Here is a 26,383-nt window from a genome sequence, read left to right as displayed (position 1 = left end):
TGCGACCCTATCCGCTGCCGCCGTCATCGTAGGGGCCGCCCGCGACGGCCGGGCGCAGTCAGAACCCGAAGTCCCCGCCTCCGCCGAAATCGCCACCGCCGAAGTCGCCGAAGCCACCGAATTCGCCGCCCGAGTCGGCACCGGATGCATCGTAGCCGTCGGACGCGGCGGCATCGCCGCTGCCGCCAGCACCGTCAGCACCCGTGTCTCCGGCGTCGCCGTCGGCACCCGCCTCGAACGCCGCCGGGTCGGGCAGGAACGCCTGCGCGATCGCCGAACCGACGACCACACCCGCGACGGAGCCGAGCAACGAGCCTGCGAACATTCCGCCGAACGACAGGCCACCCTGATGGGGGCGCCCGCCCGCGGCATCCGCTCGGTTGAACGCGCGCTCGACGCTGCCGGGTGCACGAAGCTCGGCACGCGTCGCAGCGCGGGCCAGTGCGCTCGGCTCGTCGGAGACGAGTCGTTCGCCGGCCGGCGCCTCGGCGCTGAGCGAGGCGAAGACGGCCTGTCGCTGTTGCGGGGTCAGCTTCGCGAACGCCTCGGCGTGCACCGCCTCGACCGACTCGGGCGGTGCCGTGCGCAACAGGTACCGGTAACGCTCGATCGCGAGTTCGTCGTCATTCAGCCTGCGGGTGGGCTGCGCCTGGGGCCGCGGCGGTTCGGCGGGGACTGCTCCGAAGAGACGGTCAAGGAATCCCATGTTGTCCTCGTCAATCGTTCAGTGACGACCAATCTACGGGCGACGGCATTGAGCGCGCTGTGAACGGGTTCGCGCAAGCCGATCGCTCCGGCCGCGTCGATCGGAGCTGCAACGCCGTGACCGTGCCAGAATCGCAGTAGGCCGGACGAAGTAGTCGGAGGCGTCGTGATCGAGTCCAGCGCATCGCAGCCCACCGTGCTCGGATCCGGCACGACCGCACGCGATCCCGTCATCGATCTCGTGCGCGTGCTGTGCGTCGCCCTCGTGGTCGTCGGCCACATGCTGATGATCGGCGCAGCCGTCGTTCCCGGTCGAGGGCTCGTCGTCGAGCGCACGCTCCTCGAGACGGACTGGATCGGCCCCGTCACCTGGATCGCGCAGATCATGCCGCTGTTCTTCGTCGTCGGGGGGTTCGCGGGCATCGGCGCGTGGCGTCGTCTGGAGGGCTCGGGCGGCACGGCGGCCGATTTCATCAGGTCGCGCATCCTCCGGCTCGCACGGCCGTCGATCGCACTCTTCGCCGCACTGGCGCTCGGTATCCTCGCGATGCACCTCGCCGGGGTCGATCCCGTCTCGATCCGAGTCATCGGCCTCGGCATCTCGTCGCCGCTGTGGTTCCTCGCGGCCTACGCCTTCGCACAGGCCTGCCTGCCCGGGCTCGCGACCCTCCACTCCATCGCGCCCCGACGCGCGATCGCGACACTGGCTGCGGGTGCCGTGGTCTTCGACGTGCTGCGTTTCACGACCGGCATCGAGCCGCTCGGCCTCCTGAACATGACCTTCGTCTGGCTGTTCGCACAGCAACTCGGCTTCTGGATGGCAGACGGATGGTTCGGAGCCCGATCGCGGGTGACGGTCGCGTCGATCGGTGCCGGCGCCTACCTGCTGCTCGCCGGACTCGTCGGAGTCGGGTACCCCGGAAACATGCTCGACAACCTCAATCCGCCCACTTTCGCGATCGTCGCACTCGCGGTCGGACAGACCTGTCTGCTCGTGCTCGCTTCTCCCATGCTCGGGCGACTCATGACGATCCGATCGGTGCAGGTCGTCGTCACGACGGTCGGATCCCGCCTGGTGACGATCTACCTGTGGCACCTTCCCGTACTCGCGCTCGTGATCGGCGTGCTGCTGCTCACCCCATTGCCGAACCCGGCGGCCGGCTCAGCCGGATGGTGGCTGACCCGGCCCGTGATCCTGCTCGTCATGTCCATGGTGCTCACCGGGATCTCGATGCTGTTCGGTCGCCTCGAGCGCCCACTGCCGGCCAACGGATACCGTGCGGCCGATTGGTCGACCGGTCTCGCCGCTGCCTGCATGGTCATCCCGCCGTTCGCGGTGATCGTGTTCGGCCTCGACTTCGCAGTCGCGGCCTCGAGCGCGCTCCTGCTCACGGCAGCCGTGCTGGTTCTGCGCCCCATGCCGGCCCGCGTACGGGAGCGCGGGCCGACACGAGTCGCGCTCTAGCCCTGAGCGCGCTCGAGCACGAGCTCGCGCACGCGAGCGGCGTCGGCCTTGCCCTGCATCGCCTTCATGACCGCGCCGATGACCGCACCGGCGGCCTGCACCTTGCCGTCACGGATCTTCGCGAGTACGTCGGGCTGTGAAGCCAGTGCCTCGTCGATCGCGGCGATCAGGGCACCGTCGTCGGAGACGACGGCGAGGCCGCGGGCGTCGACGACCTGCTGCGGCGAGCCCTCGCCCGCGATGACGCCCTCGAGCACCTGGCGGGCCAAGCGGTCGGTGAGCGTGCCGGAGTCGACGAGCTGCGCGAGCTCGGCGACGTGCTCGGGCGAGACGAGACCCGAGGCGTCGACGTCGGCGGCGTTCGCGAGTCTGGCGATCTCACCGGTCCACCACTTGCGGGCGGCGGCGGGCGTGGCACCCGCCGCAACAGTCTCGGCCAGCTCGTTCAACATGCCCGAGTTCGCCACGATCTGGAACTCGTCGTCGGAGAAGCCCCACTCGGCCTTCAGCCGGCGACGGCGGGCGGCGGGTGCCTCGGGCAGCCCAGCACGCAGCTCGTCGACGAGCTGCTTCGAGGGCACGACCGGCAGCAGGTCGGGCTCGGGGAAGTAGCGGTAGTCGTCGGCGTCGGACTTCGGACGACCGGCGCTCGTGGCGCCGGTGTCTTCGTGCCAGTGACGCGTCTCTTGCGTGATCGTGCCGCCACCGGCGAGGATCGCCGCCTGACGCTGGATCTCGTACCGCACGGCGCGCTCGACCGAGCGCATCGAGTTGACGTTCTTCGTCTCGGTGCGCGTGCCGAGCGGTGCGGCGGGTTCCCCCGCGGCCGCACGCGGCCGCAGTGACACGTTCGCGTCGCAGCGCAGGTTGCCGCGCTCCATGCGCGCCTCGGAGATGCCGAGCGAGAGCACGATGTCGCGGATCGTGGCGACGTACGCCTTCGCGAGCGCCGGGGTGTCGGCCTCGCCGCCGAAGATCGGGCGCGTGACGATCTCGACGAGCGGCACGCCCGCGCGGTTGTAGTCGACGAGCGAGTACTCGGCGCCCTGGATGCGGCCCGTCGAACCGCCCACGTGCGTGAGCTTGCCCGCGTCCTCCTCCATGTGCGCGCGCTCGATCGGCACCATGAAGACACGGCCGTTCTCGAGCTCGACCTCGACCTCGCCGTCGAACGCGATCGGTTCGTCGTACTGCGAGATCTGGTAGTTCTTCGCGAGGTCGGGGTAGAAGTAGTTCTTGCGCGCGAACCGGCTCGACGGCGCGATCTCGCAGCCGAGCGCGAGGCCGAGGCTGATCGAGTACTTCACCGCCTCGCCGTTGACGACGGGCAGCGAACCCGGCAGCCCGAGGCACACGGGCGTGATGAGCGTGTTCGGCTCGGCGCCGTGGAACTGCGAGTTCGCGGGGTTCGGCGCCGACGAGAACATCTTCGTCGTGGTGTTCAGCTCGACGTGCACCTCGAGGCCGATGACGGGCTCGAAGAGTTCGAGGGCCTGGTCGAAGTCCATCAGTTCAGCGCGGGCCATCAGAGTGCGCCTTCCTCGGTCGCGGTGAGCTCGTGGGTGGAGAGATCGGGTGCCTGGGCGAGCAGCGGGCCGCCCCATCGCGCTTCGAGCAGCTGCTCGAGGGCTGCGCCGACGTTGTAGAGACGTGCGTCTTCACGTGCGGGCGCCAGGAACTGGATGCCCACGGGCAGGCCGTCTTCGGGTGCGAGACCCGAGGGCAGCGAGATGCCGGGCACGCCCGCGAGGTTCGCGGGGATCGTCGCGATGTCGTTCAGGTACATCGACACGGGGTCGGCGAGCTTCTCGCCGAACTTGAACGCGGTCGTCGGCGCGGTCGGCGAGGCGAGCACGTCGACGCTGGCGAACGCCGCGTCGAAGTCGCGCTGCACGAGCGTGCGCACCTTCTGCGCCGAGCCGTAGTAGGCGTCGTAGTAGCCGGCTGAGAGCGCATAGGTGCCGAGGATGACGCGGCGCTTGACCTCTGGGCCGAATCCGGCTTCGCGCGTTGCCGACATGACCTGTTCGACCGTGCCGCCGCCCTCGGGCGTGACACGAAGGCCGAAGCGCACGGAGTCGAACTTCGCGAGGTTCGACGACGCCTCGGCCGGCAGGATCAGGTAGTACGCGGCGATCGAGTACTCGAAATGGGGTGCGGAGACCTCGACGATCTCGGCGCCCTGCTTCTCGAGCAGTTCGAGCGACTCGTGGAAGCGCTGGCGGACGCCCGCCTGGAAGCCCTCGCCGTCGAGCTCTTTGATGACGCCGATACGGAGGCCCGAGACATCCGCTCGCCGTACGGCCTCGGCCATCGACGGCCACGGCCCGGGGATCGATGTCGAGTCGAGCGGATCGTGCCCGGCGATCACGTCGTGGAGCAGCGCCGCGTCGAGCACGGTGCGCGTGACCGGGCCGATCTGGTCGAGCGAGGAGGCGAGGGCGATCGAACCGTAGCGGCTGACGGCGCCGTACGTCGGCTTGACGCCGACGGTGCCGGTGACGTGCGCCGGCTGACGGATCGAGCCGCCGGTGTCGGAGCCGAGCGCGAGCGGGGCTTCGAACGCGGCGACGGATGCCGCGGAGCCGCCGCCCGAGCCGCCGGGGATGCGGTCGAGGTCCCACGGGTTGTGGGTCGGCCCGTAGGCCGAGTGCTCGGTCGACGAACCCATGGCGAACTCGTCCATGTTGGTCTTGCCGAGCGGGATCATGCCGGCTTCGCGCACCTTCGTGACGGGCGTCGCGTCATACGGGGGAATCCAGCCCTCGAGGATGCGCGAGCCCGCGGTCGAGGGCATGCCCTTCGTGACGAGCACGTCTTTGATGGCGATCGGCACGCCCGCGAGCGGCCCAAGCGGTGCGCCCGCTGCACGCTGGCGATCGACCTCGGCCGCCGTCTCGATGGCGCGCTCGCCCTCGACGTGCAGGAACGCGTGCACGGCGCCGTCGACGGCCGCGATGCGGTCGAGGTGCGCGCGGGTCGCCTCGACCGACGAGACCTCGCCGGCGGCGAGCTTCTCGCCGAGCGCAGCCGCAGACAGGCGGATCAGTTCGTCGCTCACTGCTCTTCTCCCAGGATCGCCGAGACCTTGAAGCGCGAGTCGTCGGACTCGGGGGCGCCCGCGAGGGCCTCGTCTGCGGTGAGCACGGTCGTGCCCACGACGTCGTCGCGGAAGACGTTCTGCATCGGAATCGGGTGGCTCGTCGGCGGCACGTCGGGTGTGGCGACCTCGCTCACCTTCTCGACCGCGTGCATGATCTGGCCGAGCTCCGTCGTGAGGTGGCCGATCTCTTCATCGGTGAGCGCGATGCGGGCGAGGTTCGCGAGATGCGCGACCTGCTCCGCAGTGATTTCGGACATGCTGCTCCGTCGTCTCGGGATGGGGATGCACCGATTCTATCGGGGCGCGTTCGCTCAGGGAGCGCCGAACAACCCCTCGCCGTGCCGGTGCAGAAGCTCGTAGGCGTCGGCGTAGGTCTCGGGCTGATGCTCACCCGGCTCGCCGTACTTGGCGAGCAGCAGCCCCAGCAGGCCATGCGCGGGCGGGCTCAACGGCCGCGCCGAGGCGCGGTCGGTCGCGTCGGGCGGGCGTTCCTCATCGTTGGGCGGCACATATTGCGGGCTCGGCGACGGCCAGGTCGACGGATGCCGCGGCTCGGCGAGATTGAGCACGGCGCTCAGGTCGCGCGCATCCGAGTCCCGATCGGTCAACCTCTTGAGACCGTACTTCTTCGACAGTGTCGCGATGACGGCGGCGTGATGGAACTCGTCGTTGACGACGGTGGCCGAGCGAGTGTACGCCGAGATCGCGATCGCCGGCACCCGAACGCCCAGACGGTCGAAGGCGAACCCCATCTCGCCTGCGCCGTCGTCGTTCGGGGGCGTCGCCGACGGCGGGGGCACGTGGTCGTAGGTGCCGCCGTGCTCGTCGAAGGTGATGAGCAGCATCGTGTTCAGCGCGTTGGAGCCCGACTCCGCCGCCCCGCCGCGCACCGCCTGATAGACGCGGCTGACCAGCGCGTCGCCGGCGCGCACATCGGAGACGGCGCTGTCGATGACCGCTTCGTCGTCGAGATCGCTCTCACGGAACTTGCCGAACGGCGGGTGGAAGTCGTTGTGGTCGTAGACCATGCGCGGCTCGATGAATGCGTACGCGGGCAGCGTGCCCGCCGCGGCATCCTGTTCGAAATCCTCCATCGTGGCGAAGTGATCGGTACGCCAGTACTTCTCGAGCGCCGGCGCGTGCAGGAACCCGGTGAACGAGATCAACTGGCGCTGGTCGAAGTAGATGCGCCAGCTCACGCCCGCCTCTTCGAGGCGGTTGAAGATCGTCGGCGCGGCCCGCGCATCGAGCCACTTCTCGTAGCCGCCGTCGAGCACGTTCGTGACGAAGCCGTGCGACGTGGAGGCGTGGAAGAACGAGCGGTTGCAGAACGTCTGCGACGGCACGGCGCAGTGCCAGTGGTCGAAGACGGCGAACTCGCGCGCGAGCGTCGACAGCACCGGAAGCATGTCGGGGGTGAACCCGCCCATGATCTGGCGCACCTCGTCGGGGTCGGGTGCGCGGCCCCGACGGAGTGCCGTGAGTTTCGACTCGTAGTCGCGAACGAAACCCGACATGTCGGGCTTCGAGGCATCGTGCGGTGCGTTGTACGGTGCGGTCATGTGCGGTGGCTCGCGACCCTCGTTGTGCGCGGGGTCGATCGTGCCGAACAGCTGCGTGTTCACGTGCGGGTACTCTTCACCCGGATCGGGGTCGGGCCGCTCCATGATGTGGTCGGTGGCTCCGGCGTAGACGTGCGCGGGCACCGGGCTGCCGTCGACCGCGACGTTGGTGTAGTCGCCGAACTCGAGGCCGTCGAACCGTGCACCGTCGGGCAATGAGTCGGCCGTGTACAGGCGGCCGAGGAGGTTGTCGAACGAGCGGTTCTCGCCCATCAGCACGACGAGGTGTTCGATCGGCGATGCGCCGCCGGCGGCCGCCGGCGAGCTCGGAGACGGGACGGCGCGACCCGCCGATCCTCCGGCGAGCGCAGCCCCCGCCGCCCCGCCGGCGGCGCCGCCGACCACGACGCCGGCTGCGGCCGCCCCGCCGACCCTGAGGAAGTCGCGACGTGAGGGGTCGCGTTGCGAGTCTGGCGAGTCTGGCGACTCGCTCGGCGAGTCGTCGCTCTGCGGTGTCGTGTCCTCCGCTGGTGTCGACATGCTCCCCCTCCGTCGTCGATCGGTTCAGTGGTCGATCATTCGGTGATCGACCGGTTCAGTTGCCGATCAGTCGCCTTCTGCAGCTTCGGGCACCGGCAAGGCACCCGGCCCTTCGGTCACGAGCAGCGCGAACTGCGCTGCGTCGAGCACGCGGATGCCGAGTTCTTCGGCCTTCGCGAGCTTCGAGCCGGCACCGGGACCGGCCGCGACGAAATCGGTCTTCTTCGAGACGCTCGAGGCCGCCTTGCCGCCGGCGGCGATGATCGCCTCTTGCGCGCCCTCGCGGCTGAAGCCGTCGAGCGACCCGGTCGCGACGACCGTGAGCCCCGAGAGCACGCCCCCGGCCTCGGCGGCCGCACCAGGCCCAGGATGCCCCGGGGTCGCGAACCGCACGCCCGCCGCCGTCCACCGTTCGACGATCTCGAGATGCCAGTCGACCCCGAACCACTCGATGAGCGAGTCGGCGATGATGCCGCCGACGCCCTCGACCTCGGCGAGCTGTTCGCGAGTGGCCGCACGGATCGCGTCGAGCGAGCCGAACCAGTCGGCGAGTGCCCGCGCGGCGACCGGCCCGACGTGGCGGATGTTGAGCGAGACGAGCAGGCGCCAGAGCGGCTTCGTCTTGGCCTTCTCGAGCTCGGCGAGCAGCTTCGTCGCCGCCTCGGACGGGCCGACGACCCTGAAGTCCTTCTTGACGCCGGCGGCACGCCGCTCGGCCGGGGTCATGGTCTCGGTGCCGGGCGGGTAGCTCGACGGCCCGAGCTTCTGGAACGGCGCACGACGCACCGGCGCCCCGGTCTCGTCGTCGATCTTCGGCTCGCCCGTCTCTGCGTCGCGCACCACGACCTCGATCGGCACGAGCTCGTCGATCGTGAGATCGAAGAGCCGGGCCTCGGTCGCGAGCGGCGGTTCGCTCGGCACTGACGGCTGCGTGAGGGCTGCAGCCGTGACCTCGCCGAGTGCCTCGATGTCGAGCCCGCCCCGCGACCCGATGTGCTCGACGCGGCCGCGCACCTGCGCCGGGCACGACCTCGCGTTCGGGCAGCGAAGGTCGATGTCGCCCTCTTTCATGGCTCGCAGCGGCGTGCCGCACTCGGGGCAGCGTTCGGGCATGTGCCACTCGACCTCGGTGCCGTCGCGCAGCTGCTCGACCGCCCCGAGGATCTCGGGGATGACGTCGCCCGCTTTGCGGAGCACGACGGTGTCGCCGATCAGCACGCCCTTGGCCTTCACGACCTGCTGGTTGTGGAGCGTCGCCTGGCGCACGGTGGAGCCTGCGACCTTGACCGGCTCCATGACTGCGTACGGCGTCGCCCGACCCGTGCGTCCGACGCCGACGACGATGTCGAGCAGCTTCGTATGCACCTCTTCGGGCGGGTACTTGTAGGCGATCGCCCAGCGCGGGGCACGGCTCGTCGCGCCGAGCTCGTCGTGCAGCGCGAGTTCGTCGACCTTGACGACGATGCCGTCGATCTCATGCTCGACGTCATGGCGATGTTCGCCGCGCTCGGCGATGTAGTCGGCGACCTCGTCGACGGTGTCGAACACGCGCGAGTGCGGCGAGACCGGCAGCCCCCACGACGCGAGCAGGCCGTAGATCTCGGATTGCGCCGACACCTCGGGGTGCCGCCACGCCCCGATGCCGTGCAGGTACATCGCGAGCCGGCCGAGCCGTTCGCGCATGAGCGAGAGCTCGACGTCGTTCTTCTTCTCGCGGCGCTGACGCAGGCTGCCCGCAGCGGTGTTGCGGGCGTTGGCGAATTCGGGGTACTTCGTCGGGATCTCGTCGGCCGCCCGGCCCTTCGCGAGCTGCTCGGCCTCGAATGCGGCCTGCAGTTCGTGCTGACGCTCGTTGAGCGCCTCGAAGTCGCTCGTGCGCAGGAACACCTCGCCGCGCACCTCGAAGAACGCGGGGTAGCCCGCGCCTTCGAGCCGCTGCGGGATCGCCGGGATGAGGTCGACGTTCTCGGTGATGTTCTCGCCGACGCGGCCGTCGCCGCGGGTCGTCGCGGTCTCGAGCACGCCGTCGCGGTAGGCGAGGCTGATCGCGAGGCCGTCGATCTTCAGCTCCGAGAGCCAGCGCACCGGGCGCGCGGCCGCCGCGGCGGTCTTGGTGGCCCAATCGCGGAACTCGTCGATCGAGAAGACGTTGTCGAGGCTGAGCATGCGCTCGGCGTGCTCGTGCTCGGGGAACCCTGCCGACACGACGGCAGCGCCGACCTGCTGGGTCGGGCTGTCTTGGCCCGCGAGTTCGGGGAACGCCCGCTCGATCGCCTCGAGCCGGTGGAACGCATCGTCGTACTCGGCGTCGGAGAGCGTCGAGTCGCCGTCGCCGTAGTAGGCCAGCCGCGCACCCTCGATGCGGTCGGCGAGCACCTCGGCTTCGGCACGGGCGGCTTCGAACTCGATGGGGATGTCGCTCACACGCCAATAGTACGAGGCGCCACCGACGTCGCGGAGGCCGTCACGGCCTCCCCGATGCGGCGATTCAACGCATCGAGTTCGGCGAGCACGTCGGTCGCGCCCCAGACCCGATTGCGCTGCCGATCGGTCACCTGGTGGATCACACCGTCTCGCTCCAGACGCTCCATCGCCGTGTACACGCTCGAGACCGGTGACGCGGTGAGTCGCACGGCATCGTCGGCCGAGAGGATCGGATGCTCGGCGAGCACGCCGAGGATCTTCGCCGCCGCACTTCCGGCTCGCGGCCGCGAGATCGCAGACCACTCGGCCGACAGCGCGTCGAGTCGGCTCGCCGAAGCCCTCGCCTCGCGACTGGCGATGACGGCGGCCACGGCGAGCTCGCGGACGAAGGGGGTCACGCTGCCCTCGCGATAGGCGTTCACGAGCGAGAAGTAGCGCTCGCGTTCGGCGAGCATGGCGGATGCCACTGGCACGACGGTGCGGCTCGTGACGCCGCGCCTGCGCAGCACGGCGTTGATGAGCGCACGCCCGATGCGCCCGTTGCCGTCGGTGAACGGGTGGATGGATTCGAACTGGGCATGCACGATCGCCGCCTGCGGGATCGCCGGCACGTCGTCGCGGTTCGCGAACCGCAGCAGGTCCTCCATGTAGCCGGGCAGCGTCTCGGGTGGCGGCGGAACATGCACCGCGCCGAGCGGGGAGTAGTCGGACCCGCCGATCCAGTTCTGCACGTCGCGCAATCGGCCGGCGTACCGTGCGTCGACCGGGTCGTCGCGCATGAGGGTCGCGTGCGCTTCGAGGAGGTCGACGAGGCGGATGTCGCGATGCTCGCCCGCCCTCGCGATCATCTGCGCGAGCGCGGTGGTCGCGGCGACCATCGAAGTGGCCGACTCATCGGACTTTATCCCCGCGGCCGCGCGGGCGTATGCGTCGATGCTGGCGTCGACGCGTTCGATGCGCGACGATGCCACCGATTCGGTGCGCAGCAGCAGCCCGGCGAGCGCCTGGATCACCCCTCTGGAGTCGGCGTCGAGTGCGACGATCGCGCGCGTCGCCTCGTCGATCAGCGCCATGACCTCGGTCCCCGGACGATACTCGAGCGACGCGATGGTGGGCGGCATCGAGACGTCGATCCGCCGGAGCATCCGATCTTCGCGCGCGCCGCGGCGGCCCTGCTGACGCCACTCCCGGGACTCGCGCCCGTGTGCCGGCCACTCGTGCTGCTCGCTCATGGAGAGCATCCTCCGCAACTCGGAATACGACGACGGTTATTCCGAGTTATCAGCATAACTCGGAATAACACCGCCGACAATCCGAGTTGCCGACCCCGCTACGCCCCGACCGGCACCGCGCTGACCGTGCGGTCGATCGTGAACTGGCCGAGCACGCGGGTGCCGACGTAGACGACGGCCGTCTGGCCGGGCGCGACGCCGTCGAGCGGATGCCCCGGGGTGACGACGAGCTCGGAAGCACCCGAGTCGTCGGTGACGAGCTGCGCGACGGCCGGCACGGGGTCGGCGTGGGCGCGGATCTGCACCTCGCACTCGAACGCCTCGTCGGGCGAGGCGACGAACCCCGAGGCGAGCGGGTCGAGCCCGGCCCACGAGAAGCGCGAACCGGCGATGACGCCGATCGCGAGCGCCTCTTTCGGGCCGACGACGACGGTGTTCTCCTTCGGGCGCACCTCGAGCACGAACCGCGGCTTGCCGTCGGCCGCGGGCGTGCCGAGGCGCATGCCGCGGCGCTGGCCCACGGTGAAGGCGTGCGCTCCCTCGTGCGAGCCGACGACGGCGCCCGCGCGGTCGACGATGTCGCCCGTCTCGGTGCCGACCCCCTTGTCGGCCAGCCAACCCCTCGTGTCTCCGTCGGGGATGAAGCAGATGTCGTAGGAGTCGGGCTTCTGCGCGACCGAGAGCCCGCGCTCGGCGGCCTCGGCGCGCACGAGCGTCTTCGACGGGGTGTCGCCGAGCGGGAAATAGGCGTGCGCGAGCTGTTCGGCGGTCAGCACCCCGAGGACATAGCTCTGGTCTTTCGCCTCGGCACTCGCGCGGTGCAGCTCACGGTGGCCCGAGGCATCCGTCACGATCTTTGCGTAGTGACCGGTGGCGACCGCGTCGAATCCGAGCGCGAGTGCCTTCTCGAGCAGCGCGGCGAACTTGATGCGCTCGTTGCAGCGCATGCAGGGGTTCGGCGTGCGCCCGGCCGAGTACTCGGCGATGAAGTCGTCGACGACGTCGGCCTTGAAGCGCTCGGAGAAGTCCCACACGTAGTACGGGATGCCGAGCATGTTGGCGGCGCGCTGCGCGTCCATCGAGTCTTCGATCGTGCAGCAGCCACGGCTGCCCGTGCGCAGGGTGCCGGCGTTGCGGCTGAGCGCGAGGTGCACGCCGACGACCTCGTGGCCGGCCTCGACGGCGCGCGCGGCCGCAACGGCGCTGTCGACGCCGCCGCTCATCGCAGCGAGAACCTTCATCCCTCCAGTGTAAACAGCCCTCCTGAGCGGACGCCCCGTTGCTCGTTCAGGGGACTCTGGCGACACGCCGTAGCTCAGCTGACTCGGCGCGGCGTGTCGCCCAAATCCCCTGAACGAGCAACCACCCCGACCGGCGATGCTCGGGCTCGGCGCCGGCTCAGCGGTCGAAGGAGGTGGCGCGGGCGGCGAGCCCGGCGCGGGCCGCCTGCGCGTGGGCGGCGGGCAATGCCGCGAGGAACGCGTCGACGTCGGCATCGGTCGACCCGTGGCCGATCGTGATTCGGAGCGCGCCGCGGGCGTCGGCCTCCGAGCGCCCCATCGCGATCAGCACGTGCGAGGGTTCGGGCACGCCCGCCTGGCACGCCGACCCCGTCGAGACCGCCACGCCGGCCGCGTCGAGCAGGAAGAGCAGCGAGTCGCCCTCGCAGCCGGGGAACGAGAAGTGCGCATTGCCGGGCAGGCGAGCGGATGCCCCGGGGCCCGTGTCGCCCGAGAGCCGCGCCTCGGGCACTGCCGCGGCGACGCCGGCGATCAACCGGTCTCGCAGGCTCGCCATGCGTTCGGCGTCGGCATCGAGGCGCGACGCCACGACCGACGCGGCCGCGGCGAACGACGCCGCAGCCGCGACATCCTGCGTGCCGGACCGCACCTTGCGCTGCTGCCCGCCGCCGTGGATGAGCGGCTCGACCGGCGCCGTGCGGTCGAGCACGAGCGCGCCGATGCCCGCGGGCCCCCCGATCTTGTGCGCCGACACGCTGAGCGCGACGAGACCGGCGCCGCGCGGGGCATCGGTCGCCCGCCGGATGCCGTGGAAGTCGATCGGCACCTGGCCGTAGGCGGCGATCGCGTCGACGTGCAGCGGCACGCCGGCGCGAGCGGTCAGGCGCGCGACCTCCTCGACGGGCTCGATCGTGCCGACCTCGTTGTTGGCCCAGAGCATCGTGACGAGGGCGACGGATGCCGCGTCGCGGTCGAGCTCGTCGGCGAGCACGTCGAGACGCAGCCGACCGACCTCGTCGAGCGGCAGTTCGACCACCTCGGCGCCCTCGTGGGCCGCGAGCCACTCGACCGTGTCGACCGTGGCGTGGTGCTCCCCCGCGGGCACGAGGATGCGGCGACGAGCGGACGCGCCGGCCGGCCCTGCCGCTGCCCCGGCTTCCGCGCGTCGCTGCCACCAGAGTCCCTTGATCGCGAGGTTCACGGCCTCGGTGCCGTTGCCCGTGAAGACGACCTCGATGCCGTCGGCGCCGAGGGTCGCCGCGACGTGCTCTCGCGACTCCTCGAGCAGGCGCTTGGCCTGCTGACCGGCGCTGTGGATCGACGAGGGGTTGCCCACCACGGCGAGCGCGGCGGTGAGTGCGTCGATGGCCTCGGGCAGCATCGGCGTGGTCGCGGCGTGGTCGAGGTAGACCATGTGCGACCTCCGGATCTGTTCGTGCGCGTGCGAACACGCGGTGTCGGCGCGCCTGCACGCGCTTGCAGGCGTCTCGCCTCCACGAACTACTGTAGATCGCATGCCTGAGCGCGATTCCCTGCATGAGCTCGGTGTGCGCGTGGGCGCGGGCGGCAGTGTCGCCCGGGTGTGGTCGCAGCACGCGACATCCGTCGACCTCGTGGTCTTCGACGCCGACGATCTCGACTGGGCGATCGCCCGCACCCCCCTCGTGCGGGGCGACGACGGCGTGTGGGAGGGCGAGTCGGCAGAGCTCCGCCCCGGCGCGCACTACGGCCTCCGCGTCGACGGGCCCGCGGGCGTCGAGCACGCGTTCAATCCCGTGCACACGCTGCTCGATCCGTACGCCCGCGGTCTCGCGCGCGCCGGCGATGGATCCTGGCGGGGTGTCGCCCTCGAGCCGCTCACCACGACGGGATTCGAGTGGGGCGATTCGGCCAAGCCCCGCGTGCCGCTCGACCGCACCGTGGTCTACGAGGCGCACGTGCGCGGCTTCTCGAAGCTGAACCCCGCGGTGCCCGAACCCCTGCGCGGCACCTACGCGGGCCTCGCCCACGACGCCTCGCTCGAGTACCTCGTGAATCTCGGCATCACGACCGTCGAGCTGCTGCCGGTGCACGCCTTCGTCTCCGAAGAGCGGCTCGTACGGCAGGGCAAGGTCAACTACTGGGGCTACAACACGCTCGCCTTCTTCGCCGCGCATGCGCCGTACGCCAGCCCGGCGGCCCGGGCGGGCGGCGCCGTCGCCGTGCGACGCGAGTTCGCCGGCATGGTGCGGCGACTGCACGAAGCGGGGCTCGAGGTCGTGCTCGACGTGGTCTACAACCACACCGCCGAAGAGGGGCGCGAGGGGCCGACGTACAGCCTCCGCGGCATCGACAACGCGTCGTACTACCGACAGGACGCGCACGGCCGCTACGTGGACACCACAGGATGCGGCAACAGCCTCGACGTCGCCGGCGAGGCTGCGCGGCGGCTCGTGCTGGACTCGATGCGGTACTTCGCCGACGAGCTGCAGGTCGACGGGTTCCGGCTCGATCTCGCCGCCACGCTCGGCCGCGACGAGCGCGAGACGTTCACGCCCGAGCATCCGCTGCTGCGCGCCATGCTCGACGACCCCGTGATCGGCGCGTCGAAGCTCATCGCCGAGCCGTGGGATGTCGGGCCGGGCGGCTGGCAGACGGGCAACTTCCCGAACGGCTTCACCGAGTGGAACGATCGCTACCGCGACCGCATGCGCGACTTCTGGCTCGGCGACCTGCGCCGCGAACGCGAGACGGGCTCGGCGGGCAGCGGCATCGGCCGATTCGCCACGAGGCTCGCGGGTTCGTCGAACACCTTCTCCGGCGAGCGCGGGCCCCTCGCGAGCCTGAACTTCGTCACGGCGCACGACGGCTTCACGCTCGCCGACCTCACCGCCTACGACGTCAAGCACAATCAGGGCAACGGCGAGGGCAACCGCGACGGCACCGACTCCAACAACTCGTACAACCACGGCGTCGAGGGCGAGGCGGTCGACCCGGTCGTGCGGGCGGCGCGCCGACGCAGCATCCGGAACCTGCTCGGCACCCTGCTGCTCTCGGCGGGCGTGCCGATGATCACGGCGGGCGACGAGTTCGGTCGCAGCCAGCGCGGCAACAACAACGCGTACTGCCACGATTCGCCGCTCACCTGGCTCGCCTGGGATGCGGCCGACCGCGCGCGCTTCGCTCCCGCGCTGCTCGAGACCGCCCGGCACCTCATCAGGCTGCGCGCCGAGAACCCGGCGCTCCGCCCGAGCCGCTTCGGGCGCCTCGGCGAGAGCGTGCCGAGCGCCTCCCGGATGGAATGGTTCAACGCCGACGGCGAGACGATGGGCATCGACGACTGGAACTCCCCCGCCGAGCGCACCCTGCAGTTCCTCGCCGCCTCCACGCCCGAGACCGAGGCGCCGAACCGCATCCTCCTCGTCGTGCACGCGCACGAGTCCGACGCAGCGATCGTGCTGCCGTCGCACGACGAGGTGAGCGCGTACACCCTGCTGTGGGACTCGGCCGATGAGTCACCGGCCGCCGCTGCTCCCGGCGCGGGCTCGGCTGCCGCGCCCGGCACCGTCGCGCCCGGCACCGCCATCAACATGGGCGCTCAGTCGATGCGCCTGTTCCGTGCAGAGGGCACGGCCTGATGGCCAAGCGAGCGGATGCCTCGGCCGGCACTCCGGCGACCGTCGCCCTCGCCCGGGCGGGCGTCGCATTCACGGTGCTCAGCTACGACCACGACCCGCGCGCCGCGGCCTACGGGCTCGAAGCCGCCGAGAAGCTCGGCCTCGACCCCGACCGCGTCTTCAAGACCCTGCTCGCGAGCGTCGACGGCGCGCTCGCCGTGGGCATCGTGCCGGTGGCGATGCAGCTCGACCTGAAGGCGCTCGCCGCCGCGCTCGGCGGCAAGCGCGCCGAGATGGCCGACCCCGCCACGGCCGAGCGCAAGACGGGCTACGTCGTCGGCGGCATCAGCCCCATCGGCCAGAAGACGGCGCTGCCCACGGTGCTCGACGAGTCGGCGATCCTCCACGAGACGATCTACGTCTCGGGCGGGCGACGCGGCCTCGACCTCGAGCTCGCGCCCGACAACCTCGTCGCCGTCACCGAGGGCCGCTACGCCCCGATCGCGCGGGTGCGCTGAGGCTCTGCCGGCCGAGCTTCAGCCTGCCTTCGCTCAGTCGGCGACGGCCACGAGCCCCAGCTCGGCCGTCGACAGCAGCAGCGGATGCCGCGGCACCACGCGCACCGTGTAGCCGAACGCCCCCGCCCGGTCGAGCACGACCGACCCCGTGTAGAGCTGACGGCCCGGCCCGACCTGAGCCGCGGCATCCACGACGGCGAGTGCTGCGTGTCGCGCGGCCTCGATGGTCTCGTCGGCCCGACTGCGGCCGTAGACCACTTCGACCGTCACGTCGTCGGGTGTGAGCTGGCCGAGCTCGACGACGGCGCGCAGTTGCAGCCCGTCGCCGACGTGCGGCGCGTCGACTCCGCCCGACTCGACGTGCACGACGTGCACGCCGGGCCACGCCGCCCGCACCCGGGCGCCCCACGCCGAGAGTTCGCGGGCGTTCCTCGCGCCGTCGGCAGCGACGAGCGCGAAATGCTCGGCCGCAGGCCGGTAGAGGCGTTCGACGTACTCGCGCACCATGCGGTCGGCACCGAGGTCGGGGGCGAGCACGGCGAGGGTCTCGCGCACCCGGCGCACCCACTCGACCGGCACGCCGTCGCCGTCGCGCTCGTAGTAGCGGGGCGCGACGCGGTGCTCGAGCAGGTCGTAGAGGGCCGCTGCCTCGCGCGCGTCGCGCTCCCCCGCGTCGCCCGCCGCGTCGGCCGACGGGATCACCCAGCCGAAGTCGTCGCCCGCGTACTCGGCCCACCAGCCGTCAAGGATCGAGAGGTTCAGCGCGCCGTTCATCGCGGCCTTCATGCCCGAGGTGCCGCACGCCTCGAGGGGTCGCAGCGGGTTGTTGAGCCACACATCGCAGCCGGGGTAGAGCACTTCGGCCATGCCCATGTCATAGTCGGGCAGGAACACGATGCGGCCACGCAGCTCGGGCTGCTGGGCGAACTGCACGAGCTGCTGGATCAGCCGCTTGCCCTCGTCGTCGGCCGGGTGCGACTTGCCCGCGATGACGAACTGCACCGGCCGCTCGGAGTTCGTGAGGATCGCCTTCAGTCGCTCGGGGTCGGCCAGCATGAGGGTCAGCCGCTTGTAGGTCGGCACCCGGCGGGCGAAGCCGACCGTGAGGGTGTCTGGGTCGAGCACCTGCGAGACCCACTTGGGCGGTTCGGCCCCCGAGTGCTGTTGCCGCCAGGATGCCGCGAGCCGGCGCCGCGCGTCGTCGACGAGTTGCCGGCGCATGCCGCGCTTGACGGCCCAGAACTCGCCGTCGGTGAGCGCGGGGCTGCGCCAGTCGGCGTGCTCGGAGTCGCCGGTGCCCAGTCGCGTCTCGGCGAGGCCGAGCAGTGCGGGGTCCGTCCAGGTCGGGGCGTGCACGCCGTTCGTGATCGAGGTGATCGGCACCTCGTCGGCGTCGAAGCCCGGCCAGAGATCGCCGAACATGCGCCGGCTCACCTCGCCGTGCAGCTTCGAGACGCCGTTCGCGTGCTGGGCGAGCCGCAGCCCCATGACGGCCATGTTGAACGCGCTCGTCGCCGGGTCGGCGCCGGGTTCGACGCCGAGCGCGAGCGCGTCGGCCGGGTCGACGCCCGGCAGCAGCGAACTCGACAGGTGTCGCTCGACGAGCGTGCGGTCGAAGCGGTCGATGCCGGCGGGCACGGGCGTGTGCGTCGTGAAGACGGTGCCGGCTCGCACGAGCTGCAGCGCGGCCGCGAATGTGAGCCCTTCACCGATGTACGTCGCGATGCGCTCGAGGCCGAGGAAGCCCGCGTGACCCTCGTTCATGTGGAAGACGTCGGGTGCGGGGCATCCGCTCAGCTCTGTCCATGCGCGAATCGCGCGGGCGCCGCCGATGCCGAGCAGGAGTTCCTGCAACAGGCGGTGCTCGCCGCCGCCGCCGTAGAGGCGATCGGTCACCGAGCGCAACTCGTCGGCGTTCGCGGGGATGTCGGTGTCGAGCAGCAGCAACGGAATGCGGCCGACGGCGGCCTTCCAGACCCGGGCGTGCAGCGAGCGGTCGTCGGGCAGGGCGAGGGTCACCTGCACCGGCGCGCCGTCGGGCGCGCGCAGCAGCGTGAGCGGCAGGCCGTCGGGGTCGAGCACCGGGTAGCGCTCCTGCTGCCAACCGTCGGGCGAGATCGATTGCGTGAAGTACCCGGCCTTGTAGAAGAGGCCGACGCCCACGATCGGCACGCCGAGGTCGGATGCCGCCTTCAGATGATCGCCCGCGAGGATGCCGAGTCCGCCGGAGTACTGCGGCAGCGCAGCGGTGACACCGTACTCGGGTGAGAAGTAGGCGATCGTGCGCGGCACCTCCGCGCCGAGCGACTGGAACCAGCGGGGTTCCGCCAGGTAGCCGCGCAGCTCGGCTCGCTCGCGCTCGGCCCACTCGACGAACCCCGCATCACCGGCCAGCTCGGCGAGTCGGCCCGGGCCGACCTCGCCGAGGAGCGCGGCGGGGTCGCGGCCCGAGCCCTGCCAGAGTTCGGGGTCGATGTGCTGGAACAACCGCCGGGTCGGCTCGTGCCATGCCCAGCGGAGGTTCGCGGCGAGCTCTTCGAGCGCGCCGAGCTCGGCTGGGATGACTGCGCGGACCGTGAACGTGCGAATCGGCTTCACGGCTCCACCCTAGAAGCCGCGCGTGTCGATCGTGTGAACACGCGACGAGTTCTTCCACCGACGACCTGCACGAGATCACGAACATCCTCGACGGGAGCGCACCTCGAGGAGGTGCTGGCGCACGCTCATGACGATCCGGCCGCGTTCGCGAGTGCGATCCGGCAGAGACGCGCTACGGTCGAACCGTGACGACTGCCTCCGTGCTCGCCGGCCGGATCCCAGTGACCCGGCTGACCCCCGCTGTGCCCGATGCGCGCTGGCGCCCCAAGGCGTTCGAGGGCGAGGTGGTGCCCTTCCGTGCGACGGTGTTCCGCGAGGGGCACGACCAGGTCGGTGCGATGCTCGTCATCACGAGCCCGTCGGGTGTCGTACGAAGCGAACGGATGTCTGCGCTGGCGGCAGGCACCGACCGCTGGGAGGCCGAAGTCCTGCTCGACGAGATCGGCGAGTGGCACTGGCACGTCACGGGGTTCGACGACGAGGTCGCGACGTGGCGGCACGACGCCGCGCTCAAGGTCGACGCCGGGGTCGACGCCGAGCTGATGTTCGAGCTCGGCGCGCGCCTCCTCGACCGGGCCGTCGCCGAGAAGGCCCGGCCGCTCGCGGCACGAAAGCGACTCACGGCGCTCGCCGCCGGGCTGCGCGAGCGCTCGCACGCTTCGACAAGCTCAGCGGGCGACCCTCGTCGGCCGCTCATCGACGACCCGGCCCTCGCCGAGTTCGAGGCCCACCCGCTCGCGCGACTCGCGACCGACTCCCCCGAGCACACCATCCTCGTCGAACGGCACCGCGCCGGCGTCGGCGCCTGGTACGAGTTCTTCCCGCGGTCCGAGGGGGCGAAGCAGTTGAAAGACGGGTCGTGGAAGTCGGGCACCTTCCGCACCGCGGCCAAGCGGCTCGACGGGGTCGCGGCGATGGGCTTCGACGTCGTCTACCTGCCGCCGATCCACCCGATCGGGGTCACCAACCGCAAGGGGCGCAACAATACGCTCGATCCGGGCCCGCACGACCCCGGCTCCCCCTGGGCCATCGGCGGGCCGCTCGCCGACGGCACCCCCGGCGGCCACGACGCCGTGCACCCCGACCTCGGCACGCTCGCCGACTTCCGCGCGTTCGTGCGCCGGGCGGCCGCGCTCGGCATCGAGGTCGCCCTCGACCTCGCCCTGCAGGCGACCCCCGACCACCCCTGGGTGGCCGAGCACCCCGACTGGTTCACGCAACTGCCCGACGGTACGATCCGCTACGCCGAGAACCCGCCGAAGAAGTATCAAGACATCTACCCGGTGAACTTCGACGACGACCCCGAGGGCATCTTCGCCGAGGTGCTGCGCGTGGTGCGGCACTGGATGAAGCAGGGAGTGCGGATCTTCCGCGTCGACAATCCGCACACGAAGCCGCTCTCGTTCTGGGAGCGGCTGATCGCGGCGGTGAACGCGGATGACCCGGGGGTGGTGTTCCTCGCCGAGGCCTTCACCCGCCCGGCGATGATGCAGGCGCTCGCGATGGTCGGCTTCCAGCAGTCGTACTCGTACTTCACGTGGCGCAACACCAAGGCCGAGCTCGAGGAGTTCCTGACGAGCGTGTCGCAGGAGACCGCCGACTTCATGCGGCCGAACCTCTTCGTCAACACCCCCGACATCCTCACCGAGTACCTGCAGTTCGGCGGGCCGGCCGCCTTCACGGTGCGTGCGACCGTCGCCGCGACGGCAGCGCCGCTCTGGGGCGTGTACGCGGGCTTCGAGCACTTCGAGTCGGTCGCCCGCCCCGGAGCCGAAGAGGCGATCGACAACGAGAAGTACGAGTACAAACCGCGCGACTTCGCGGCCGCCGAGCGCGAGGGCCGTTCGCTCGCGCTGTACCTCGGCATCCTCAACCGCATCCGCGCCGAGCACCCGGCGCTCGGCCAGCTCCGCAACATCCGCTTCCACACGAGCGACGACGACTCGGTGCTCGTCTACTCGAAGCACCTCGACGGCCGCTTCACCGGCACGGGCGCCGACGACACGATCATCGTCGTCGCGAACGTCGACCCGCACTCGGTGCGGGAGACGACCGTGCACCTCGACCTCGCGGCGCTCGGCCTCGAACTCGGAGCCCGGTTCGAGGTCGACGAGCTCGTCACCGGCGAGCGGTGGGAGTGGGGCGCCGACAACTACGTGCGGCTCGACGCGTTCACGCGGCCCGCGCACATCCTGCACGTGAGAAGGGGCACCGATGACTGAGCCGCTCACCCCGCCCACCCCGCTCACGCCGCTCACCCCGCCCGCCGTCGCCGACGACGTGCTCGCCGCCGTCGGCGAAGGCCGCCACTCCGACCCGCACTCGGTGCTCGGCCAGCACGGCTTCGAGGCGCCGCAGCACGCGGGGCCGCTCACCGTGATCCGCACCCGACGACCGCTCGCCTCGTCGGTCGCCGCCGTCTTCCCCGATGGGCGGTCGCTCGACCTTCAGCACGTCGGCCACGGTGTCTGGGCGGGCGCCGGCGCCTTCGGCCCGAGCGACTACCGGGTGCACGCCCGCTACGCCGACGATGCGGAGTGGACGAGCGACGACCCCTATCGCTTCGCCCCGACCATCGGCGAACTCGACCTGCACCTCATCGGCGAGGGGCGGCATGAAGAGCTCTGGCGCGTCCTCGGCGCCCACTACCGCGAGCACTGGGGCGTCGGCGGCAGCGTCGTCGGCACCGCGTTCACGGTGTGGGCGCCGCGCGCCGCCGCGGTGCGCGTGACGGGCGACTTCAACCGGTGGGACGGCACGGGCCACGCGATGCGCAGCATGGGCGCGACCGGCGTCTGGGAGCTCTTCGTGACCGACGTCGAACCCGGCGCGGTCTACAAGTTCGAGCTCCTCACCGCCGCCGGCGACTGGATCATGAAGGCCGACCCCATGGCCCGCCGGGCCGAGGTCGCGCCCGCCACCGGTTCCGTCGTCGCGCACAGCTCCCACGAGTGGGTCGACGGCGAATGGATGTCGCGGCGCGCCGCCGCCGACCTGCACGCGCTGCCCATGAGCATCTACGAACTGCACCTCGGCTCCTGGCGCCCCGGCAAGGGCTACCGCGACGTCGCCGACGAGCTCATCGAGTACCTCGAGTGGCTGGGGTACACGCACGTCGAGTTCATGCCCCTCGCGGAGCATCCGTTCGGCGGGTCATGGGGCTATCAGGTAACCGGCTACTACGCCGTGACCAGTCGCTTCGGCTCGCCCGACGACCTCAAGTACCTCATCGACCGCCTGCACGGCGCCGGCATCGGCGTGATCATGGACTGGGTGCCCGGGCACTTCCCGAAAGACGAGTGGGCGCTCGCGCGCTTCGACGGGCAGCCGCTCTACGAGCACGCCGACCCGCGCCGCGGCGAGCAGCTCGACTGGGGCACGTACGTCTTCGACTACGGCAACCCGCGGGTGCGCAACTTCCTCGTGGCGAACGCCCTCTTCTGGTTCGAAGAGATGCACGTCGACGGGCTCCGGGTCGACGCCGTCGCCTCGATGCTCTACCTCGACTACTCACGCGAAGACGGCGAGTGGCTGCCGAACGTGCACGGCGGCCGCGAGAACCTCGAGGCGATCGCCTTCCTGCAGGAGGCGACGGCGACGGCCTACAAGCGCAACCCCGGCATCGTCGTGATCGCCGAGGAGTCGACGAGCTGGCCCGGCGTGACCGCACCCACCGAGAGCGGCGGACTCGGCTTCGGCTACAAGTGGAACATGGGGTGGATGCACGATTCGCTGCAGTACATCCAGAACGACCCGATGTACCGTTCGCACCACCACCACGACCTCACGTTCTCGTTCCTCTACGCGTTCAGCGAGCACTTCGTGCTGCCGATCAGCCACGACGAGGTCGTGCACGGCAAGGGCTCGCTCGTGCGCAAGATGCCCGGCGACCACTGGCAGCAGCTCGCGAACGTGCGCGCGTACCTCGCCTTCATGTGGGCGCATCCCGGCAAGCAGCTGCTCTTCATGGGTCAGGAGTTCGGCCAGCTCTCGGAGTGGAGCGAGGAGCGCGGCCTCGACTGGTGGATCCTCGACCAGCCGAGCCACCGCCAGCTCGCCGAGTTCGTCGGCGCGCTGAACCGCGGCTATCGCGCGACGCCCGCGCTCTGGCAGCTCGACGACGACGCGGTCGGCTTCGAGTGGGTCGAGGGCGGCGCGGCCGCCGAGAACGTCATCGCGTTCCTCAGGTACGACCGCGCGCGGCGACCGCTGCTGTGCATCGTCAACTTCGCGGGCGTGCCGCACGAGGGCTTCCGCCTCGGGCTTCCGTCGGCGGGGCGGTGGCGCGAGATCTTGAACTCGGATGCCGCGGAGTTCGGTGGCTCGGGGGTCGGCAACCTCGGTGTGGTCGACGCAGACGACACGCCGTGGGCGGGTCGCCCCGCCTCGGCGGCGTTCACGCTGCCCCCGCTCGGCGCCGTCTGGTTCGCGCTCGACGCCCCGCAGGCGGCCGAATAGGCGCGTCGGCGCTGTATCGAGACCCCGCGCCTCAGTACAGCAGCGTGGTGAGCCGCCTCCGCGCCACGGCGACCCGCGGGTCGTCGGTGCCGACGACCTCGAAGAGCTCGACGAGCCGCTCGCGCACGAGCTTCTTGCCGTCGGCATCGAGGCCCGGGAACAGCGTGAGCAGCCGATCGAACGCGTCGTCGACGTGCCCGCCCGAGAGGTCGAGGTCGGCCACGTCGAGCTGCGCACCGAGGTCGTCGGGCGATGCGGCGGCGGCGTTGCGGATGGCGTCGAGCGTCTTGCCGTCGAGGCGGCCGAGCAGGTTCGCCTGGGCGAGGCCGGCGACCGCGAGCGAGTCGCGAGGGTCTTGGGCGATCGCCGTGCGATAGGCGGAAGACGCCGCGGCGAAGTCGCCCCGTTCGATCGCGTCGTACGCCTCCTGGTGCAGCGGCGGCAACGGCGGCTCGACTGCCTCGGCGGGTGCGCCGTCGGCGGCGGCGCCGGCGTCGCCCACTTCGATCGTGCCCGTCACGCCGTGCTGGCCGGCGAGCTCGAGCAGTTGGTCGAAGACCTGGTCGACGATCTCGTCGGGCTGCTCGCCCGCGAAGAGCGGCACCGGCTGGCCCGCGACGAGGGCGACGATCGTCGGAATGGACTGCGCCTGAAACGCCTGCACGAGCTGGGGGCTGCGGTCGGCGTCGGCCGCCGCCAGCACGAGACGGCCCGCACGGGCCCGCACGAGGCGCTCGAGGGTGGCCAGCATCGCCTTCGACGGCTCGCTCCACGAAGCCCAGAGGGCCACGACGACCGGCACGGTTCGCGACAGTTCGAGGGTGGAGCCGAAGGCTGCGTCATCCGTCTCGAAGACGATCTGATCGCGCGGTCCGGATGCCGCGTGCGCACCCTGCCCGCCCGTGCTGTCCTGCGCCTGGGGCTGCACGAGCGCCGAGAGGTCGACCGCACCGCGAAGCGCGGCGCTGGAAGGGGGAATCGGGTTGGTCACGGTACCTCCGAAGCTCCGATGAGACTCTCCGACCAGCCGAGCAGGCGGATCTGGTCTTCAGATTCGTTGCCGACGCCGGGAACGTAGAACAGCAATTGGATCCCGATGACGCGTTGCACGCCCTTCGCGCTCTTGCCGGTGAAGCCCGAGAGCGCTGCGGCAGGACCCGGTTGGAATCCGATCGTACCGCCGTCGTTCGGAACGACGTTCTCGGTCTGCTCGATCGAGACGGTCACGAGGGCGCCCGCGTCGTTGGTCGCGAGCGCGATCGTCGGGCTGTCGCCGACGATGTTCGAGAAGGTGGCGTCGGCGGTCGCCGGCAGTCCGTCGTTCGTGGCCTGCTGCCCGGCAGGGCCGAGCTGCGCCATGAGGGTGTCGCCCTCGGGGTCGAACAACGGCGCGAAGGTCGACGCCTCGCCCTTCATCAGCACATCGGCATAGGCCGCCGCGACCTGACCGGTCGGCAGCACGAGCCCCTTGAACTCTGGTGAGATCGGCGGTGCGCCGATCGAGGCCGGGGCCACCTCGGGCACGTCGGCGTCGGGCGCGAGCGACATCGCGTAGAGGATCTTGTAGTTCTCGCGCGGCGTCTGCTGCACGAGCACGAGGGCGCTCGGCGCGACGGTCGGGTCGTCGGAGTTCTTCGCGATCGTGAGCACCGTGCGCGGCCAGCCCGTGGCCTGCTGCGGAAGCGTCAGGGTGAGCGGCGCAGCCGGGATCGGCGTCGGCAGTGGGTGTTCGGCGAGCGAACCGCGGATCGCGTAGTTGGCGCTGCGGGCCTCGAGTGCCGGGCCGGTGAAGCGCTGGGCCGCCGCCGTGGCGTCGCGGGAGGCGTCGACCTCGGTGGCGACGACCGCGACTCGGCGCATGATGCGCTCCATCTGCGGCACGGTCACAGCGGGCACGGCCTGCGGCGACTCGTCGACCTCGTCTTCGGGCGCCGGGGTCGTCGTGACCGGGGTGGCCGGAGCGGTGGTCGCGGGCGCAGCCTGCTGGTCGAAACTCGGCCAGTAGTCGGGCGAGCACGCCGTGAGTGCGAGTGCGGGGATGACGAGGAACGGCACGATCGCGACGCGCTTGGCGCGACCGATCGCGCGGCGTCCGCCGCCGATCTGCGCGCGACCGGGCTTCGGCGCGCTCGGCAGCTTGGCGCCGCCACGAGGCCCCTTCGGCAGGTTGCGGCGCGGGCCCCGCGAACGACGGTGGTTCACGAACCCCGAGATGACGAGGGCGATGCCGAGGAGGAAGACGAGCGCGCCGCCGACGATCAGCGGGCCGGCCCACGGGGTGGCGTTGTCGAGCGGCCAGTCGATTCGCACACGAGCGGGCAGTTCGTCGCCGCCGTCGGCACTGACCAGCACCGAGATGTCGTCGGGAACATCGATCGTCGTGGTGAGCACGAGGTCGTCGCTGATCTCGTCGAGCCACAGATCGGAGCCGGCCGGAGAGGGCGCGGCCACCGGCTCGGCCTCGACCGTCGGCGGCACCGTCGTCGCGGGCGGTGACGCGGACGTCACATCGTCGACCGGGTTCTTCACGACGATCTCGTTCGTCAATTCACCCGCCTCGGCGTCGTAGCCGACCGACACGTACTGCGTGTCGCCGAGCCAGGCCTCGACATCGGAGCTCCGACCGTACGAGAGGAACGCCTTCGGCGACCCCGAGACCGTGATGGTCTGCTTGCCGGGATTGGCGGCCAGCGCTTCGGGTTCGATCACGATGAAGTCGGCTTCACCGCCCGACAGCTCTGCTGACAATGAGACTCGATCGGGCTCCAGGAAGACCGTGCGCTGGGCGATCCCGAGCCCGATCATCACGGCCGCGGCGACGAACGCCACGATAGCGAAGACGAAGCGCACGAACACAAACCTCCATTGCCGCCCACGGCGGCTTCTGACAAAGACAGTCCACACTACCGACGGAATCTGGGAGAGACCTAACCGCACGCTG

17 protein-coding genes are annotated in these 26,383 nt (G+C 70.9%); 5 read left to right on the top strand and 12 right to left on the bottom strand.

Annotation, left to right across the window (positions count from 1 at the left end; translation table 11 throughout):
* Positions 1-58 precede the first annotated feature (58 nt).
* The gene (locus tag ACWGST_RS00920) at positions 59-706 is read right to left on the bottom strand and encodes a hypothetical protein (RefSeq protein WP_452044758.1); all 648 of its coding nucleotides are present in this window, start codon (positions 704-706) and stop codon (positions 59-61) included.
* Positions 707-871: 165 nt separating this feature from the next.
* On the opposite strand from ACWGST_RS00920, the gene ACWGST_RS00915 reads away from it, so the two are divergent.
* Positions 872-2,170: an acyltransferase family protein gene (locus ACWGST_RS00915; protein WP_452044757.1), complete on the top strand. Its 1,299-nt coding sequence runs from the start codon at positions 872-874 to the stop codon at positions 2,168-2,170.
* Here ACWGST_RS00915 and gatB read toward each other — a convergent pair.
* The 8 genes from gatB to ACWGST_RS00875 all read right to left on the bottom strand — a co-directional run bounded on the left by gatB (position 2,167) and on the right by ACWGST_RS00875 (position 13,686).
* Positions 2,167-3,696, bottom strand: coding sequence for an Asp-tRNA(Asn)/Glu-tRNA(Gln) amidotransferase subunit GatB (gene gatB, locus ACWGST_RS00910; protein WP_452044756.1), 1,530 nt, complete (start codon positions 3,694-3,696; stop codon positions 2,167-2,169). The two genes, ACWGST_RS00915 and gatB, sit on opposite strands and share 4 nt — an antisense overlap.
* On the bottom strand, positions 3,696-5,231 hold the full coding sequence (gatA, locus tag ACWGST_RS00905) for an Asp-tRNA(Asn)/Glu-tRNA(Gln) amidotransferase subunit GatA (protein WP_452044755.1): 1,536 nt from the start codon (positions 5,229-5,231) through the stop codon (positions 3,696-3,698). The genes gatB and gatA overlap by 1 nt, the downstream gene beginning before the upstream one ends.
* Positions 5,228-5,530 carry an Asp-tRNA(Asn)/Glu-tRNA(Gln) amidotransferase subunit GatC gene (gatC, locus tag ACWGST_RS00900; RefSeq protein WP_056651063.1) on the bottom strand — a complete coding sequence of 101 codons (303 nt, stop codon included), beginning with the start codon at positions 5,528-5,530 and terminating at the stop codon, positions 5,228-5,230. Before gatC ends, gatA begins: the two co-directional genes overlap by 4 nt.
* A 54-nt stretch (positions 5,531-5,584) precedes the next feature.
* Positions 5,585-7,375 (bottom strand): alkaline phosphatase family protein, encoded by a 1,791-nt coding sequence (locus ACWGST_RS00895; protein ID WP_452044754.1) that lies wholly within the window; start codon positions 7,373-7,375, stop codon positions 5,585-5,587.
* A gap of 66 nt (positions 7,376-7,441) precedes the next feature.
* Entirely contained in the window at positions 7,442-9,799 is a 2,358-nt protein-coding gene (gene ligA, locus ACWGST_RS00890; protein ID WP_452044753.1) for an NAD-dependent DNA ligase LigA, read from the bottom strand.
* On the bottom strand, positions 9,796-11,031 hold the full coding sequence (locus ACWGST_RS00885) for a Fic family protein (protein WP_452044752.1): 1,236 nt from the start codon (positions 11,029-11,031) through the stop codon (positions 9,796-9,798). The genes ligA and ACWGST_RS00885 overlap by 4 nt, the downstream gene beginning before the upstream one ends.
* 98 nt (positions 11,032-11,129) lie before the next feature.
* Positions 11,130-12,272 carry a tRNA 2-thiouridine(34) synthase MnmA gene (mnmA, locus tag ACWGST_RS00880; RefSeq protein WP_452044751.1) on the bottom strand — a complete coding sequence of 381 codons (1,143 nt, stop codon included), beginning with the start codon at positions 12,270-12,272 and terminating at the stop codon, positions 11,130-11,132.
* Positions 12,273-12,429: 157 nt separating this feature from the next.
* Positions 12,430-13,686, bottom strand: a complete 1,257-nt coding sequence (locus ACWGST_RS00875) for a cysteine desulfurase family protein (protein WP_452044750.1) — start codon at positions 13,684-13,686, stop codon at positions 12,430-12,432.
* Between the two features lie 100 nt (positions 13,687-13,786).
* Between ACWGST_RS00875 and glgX the strand changes: the two genes are divergently transcribed.
* Both glgX and ybaK read left to right on the top strand, forming a co-directional pair.
* A complete protein-coding gene (gene glgX / locus ACWGST_RS00870; protein WP_452044749.1) occupies positions 13,787-15,889 on the top strand; it encodes a glycogen debranching protein GlgX in 2,103 nt (700 codons plus the stop codon).
* The gene (gene ybaK / locus ACWGST_RS00865) at positions 15,889-16,386 is read left to right on the top strand and encodes a Cys-tRNA(Pro) deacylase (protein WP_452044748.1); all 498 of its coding nucleotides are present in this window, start codon (positions 15,889-15,891) and stop codon (positions 16,384-16,386) included. Before glgX ends, ybaK begins: the two co-directional genes overlap by 1 nt.
* 33 nt (positions 16,387-16,419) lie before the next feature.
* Here ybaK and glgP read toward each other — a convergent pair whose 3' ends face one another.
* Positions 16,420-18,984 carry an alpha-glucan family phosphorylase gene (glgP, locus tag ACWGST_RS00860; RefSeq protein ID WP_452044747.1) on the bottom strand — a complete coding sequence of 855 codons (2,565 nt, stop codon included), beginning with the start codon at positions 18,982-18,984 and terminating at the stop codon, positions 16,420-16,422.
* A gap of 185 nt (positions 18,985-19,169) precedes the next feature.
* Here glgP and ACWGST_RS00855 point away from each other — a divergent pair, with 185 nt between their 5' ends.
* Positions 19,170-21,206 carry a maltotransferase domain-containing protein gene (locus ACWGST_RS00855; RefSeq protein WP_452044746.1) on the top strand — a complete coding sequence of 679 codons (2,037 nt, stop codon included), beginning with the start codon at positions 19,170-19,172 and terminating at the stop codon, positions 21,204-21,206.
* The gene (gene glgB / locus ACWGST_RS00850) at positions 21,199-23,442 is read left to right on the top strand and encodes a 1,4-alpha-glucan branching protein GlgB (protein WP_452044745.1); all 2,244 of its coding nucleotides are present in this window, start codon (positions 21,199-21,201) and stop codon (positions 23,440-23,442) included. Before ACWGST_RS00855 ends, glgB begins: the two co-directional genes overlap by 8 nt.
* 31 nt (positions 23,443-23,473) lie before the next feature.
* Here glgB and ACWGST_RS00845 read toward each other — a convergent pair whose 3' ends face one another.
* Together ACWGST_RS00845 and ACWGST_RS00840 are read right to left on the bottom strand one after the other, a co-directional pair.
* The gene (locus ACWGST_RS00845) at positions 23,474-24,433 is read right to left on the bottom strand and encodes a co-chaperone YbbN (RefSeq protein ID WP_452044744.1); all 960 of its coding nucleotides are present in this window, start codon (positions 24,431-24,433) and stop codon (positions 23,474-23,476) included.
* A complete protein-coding gene (locus ACWGST_RS00840; protein WP_452044743.1) occupies positions 24,430-26,292 on the bottom strand; it encodes a hypothetical protein in 1,863 nt (620 codons plus the stop codon). The genes ACWGST_RS00845 and ACWGST_RS00840 overlap by 4 nt, the downstream gene beginning before the upstream one ends.
* Positions 26,293-26,383: the final 91 nt, after the last annotated feature.

The sequence above is a fragment of the Agromyces sp. NPDC055520 genome (assembly GCF_053619715.1).
The sequence above is the reverse complement of the archived record's forward strand: the minus strand, read 5'-3'. Positions and strand labels throughout refer to the sequence as shown.

Bases quoted from the DNA above. Each gene is read 5' to 3' on its own strand.
- ACWGST_RS00920 (WP_452044758.1), bottom strand. From the start codon at position 706: ATGGGATTCCTTGACCGTCTCTTCGGAGCAGTCCCCGCCGAACCGCCG.
- glgB (WP_452044745.1), top strand. From the start codon at position 21,199: ATGACTGAGCCGCTCACCCCGCCCACCCCGCTCACGCCGCTCACCCCG.
- mnmA (WP_452044751.1), bottom strand. From the start codon at position 12,272: ATGAAGGTTCTCGCTGCGATGAGCGGCGGCGTCGACAGCGCCGTTGCG.
- ACWGST_RS00885 (WP_452044752.1), bottom strand. From the start codon at position 11,031: ATGAGCGAGCAGCACGAGTGGCCGGCACACGGGCGCGAGTCCCGGGAG.
- gatC (WP_056651063.1), bottom strand. From the start codon at position 5,530: ATGTCCGAAATCACTGCGGAGCAGGTCGCGCATCTCGCGAACCTCGCC.
- gatB (WP_452044756.1), bottom strand. From the start codon at position 3,696: ATGGCCCGCGCTGAACTGATGGACTTCGACCAGGCCCTCGAACTCTTC.
- ACWGST_RS00895 (WP_452044754.1), bottom strand. From the start codon at position 7,375: ATGTCGACACCAGCGGAGGACACGACACCGCAGAGCGACGACTCGCCG.
- ACWGST_RS00875 (WP_452044750.1), bottom strand. From the start codon at position 13,686: ATGGTCTACCTCGACCACGCCGCGACCACGCCGATGCTGCCCGAGGCC.
- ybaK (WP_452044748.1), top strand. From the start codon at position 15,889: ATGGCCAAGCGAGCGGATGCCTCGGCCGGCACTCCGGCGACCGTCGCC.
- glgX (WP_452044749.1), top strand. From the start codon at position 13,787: ATGCCTGAGCGCGATTCCCTGCATGAGCTCGGTGTGCGCGTGGGCGCG.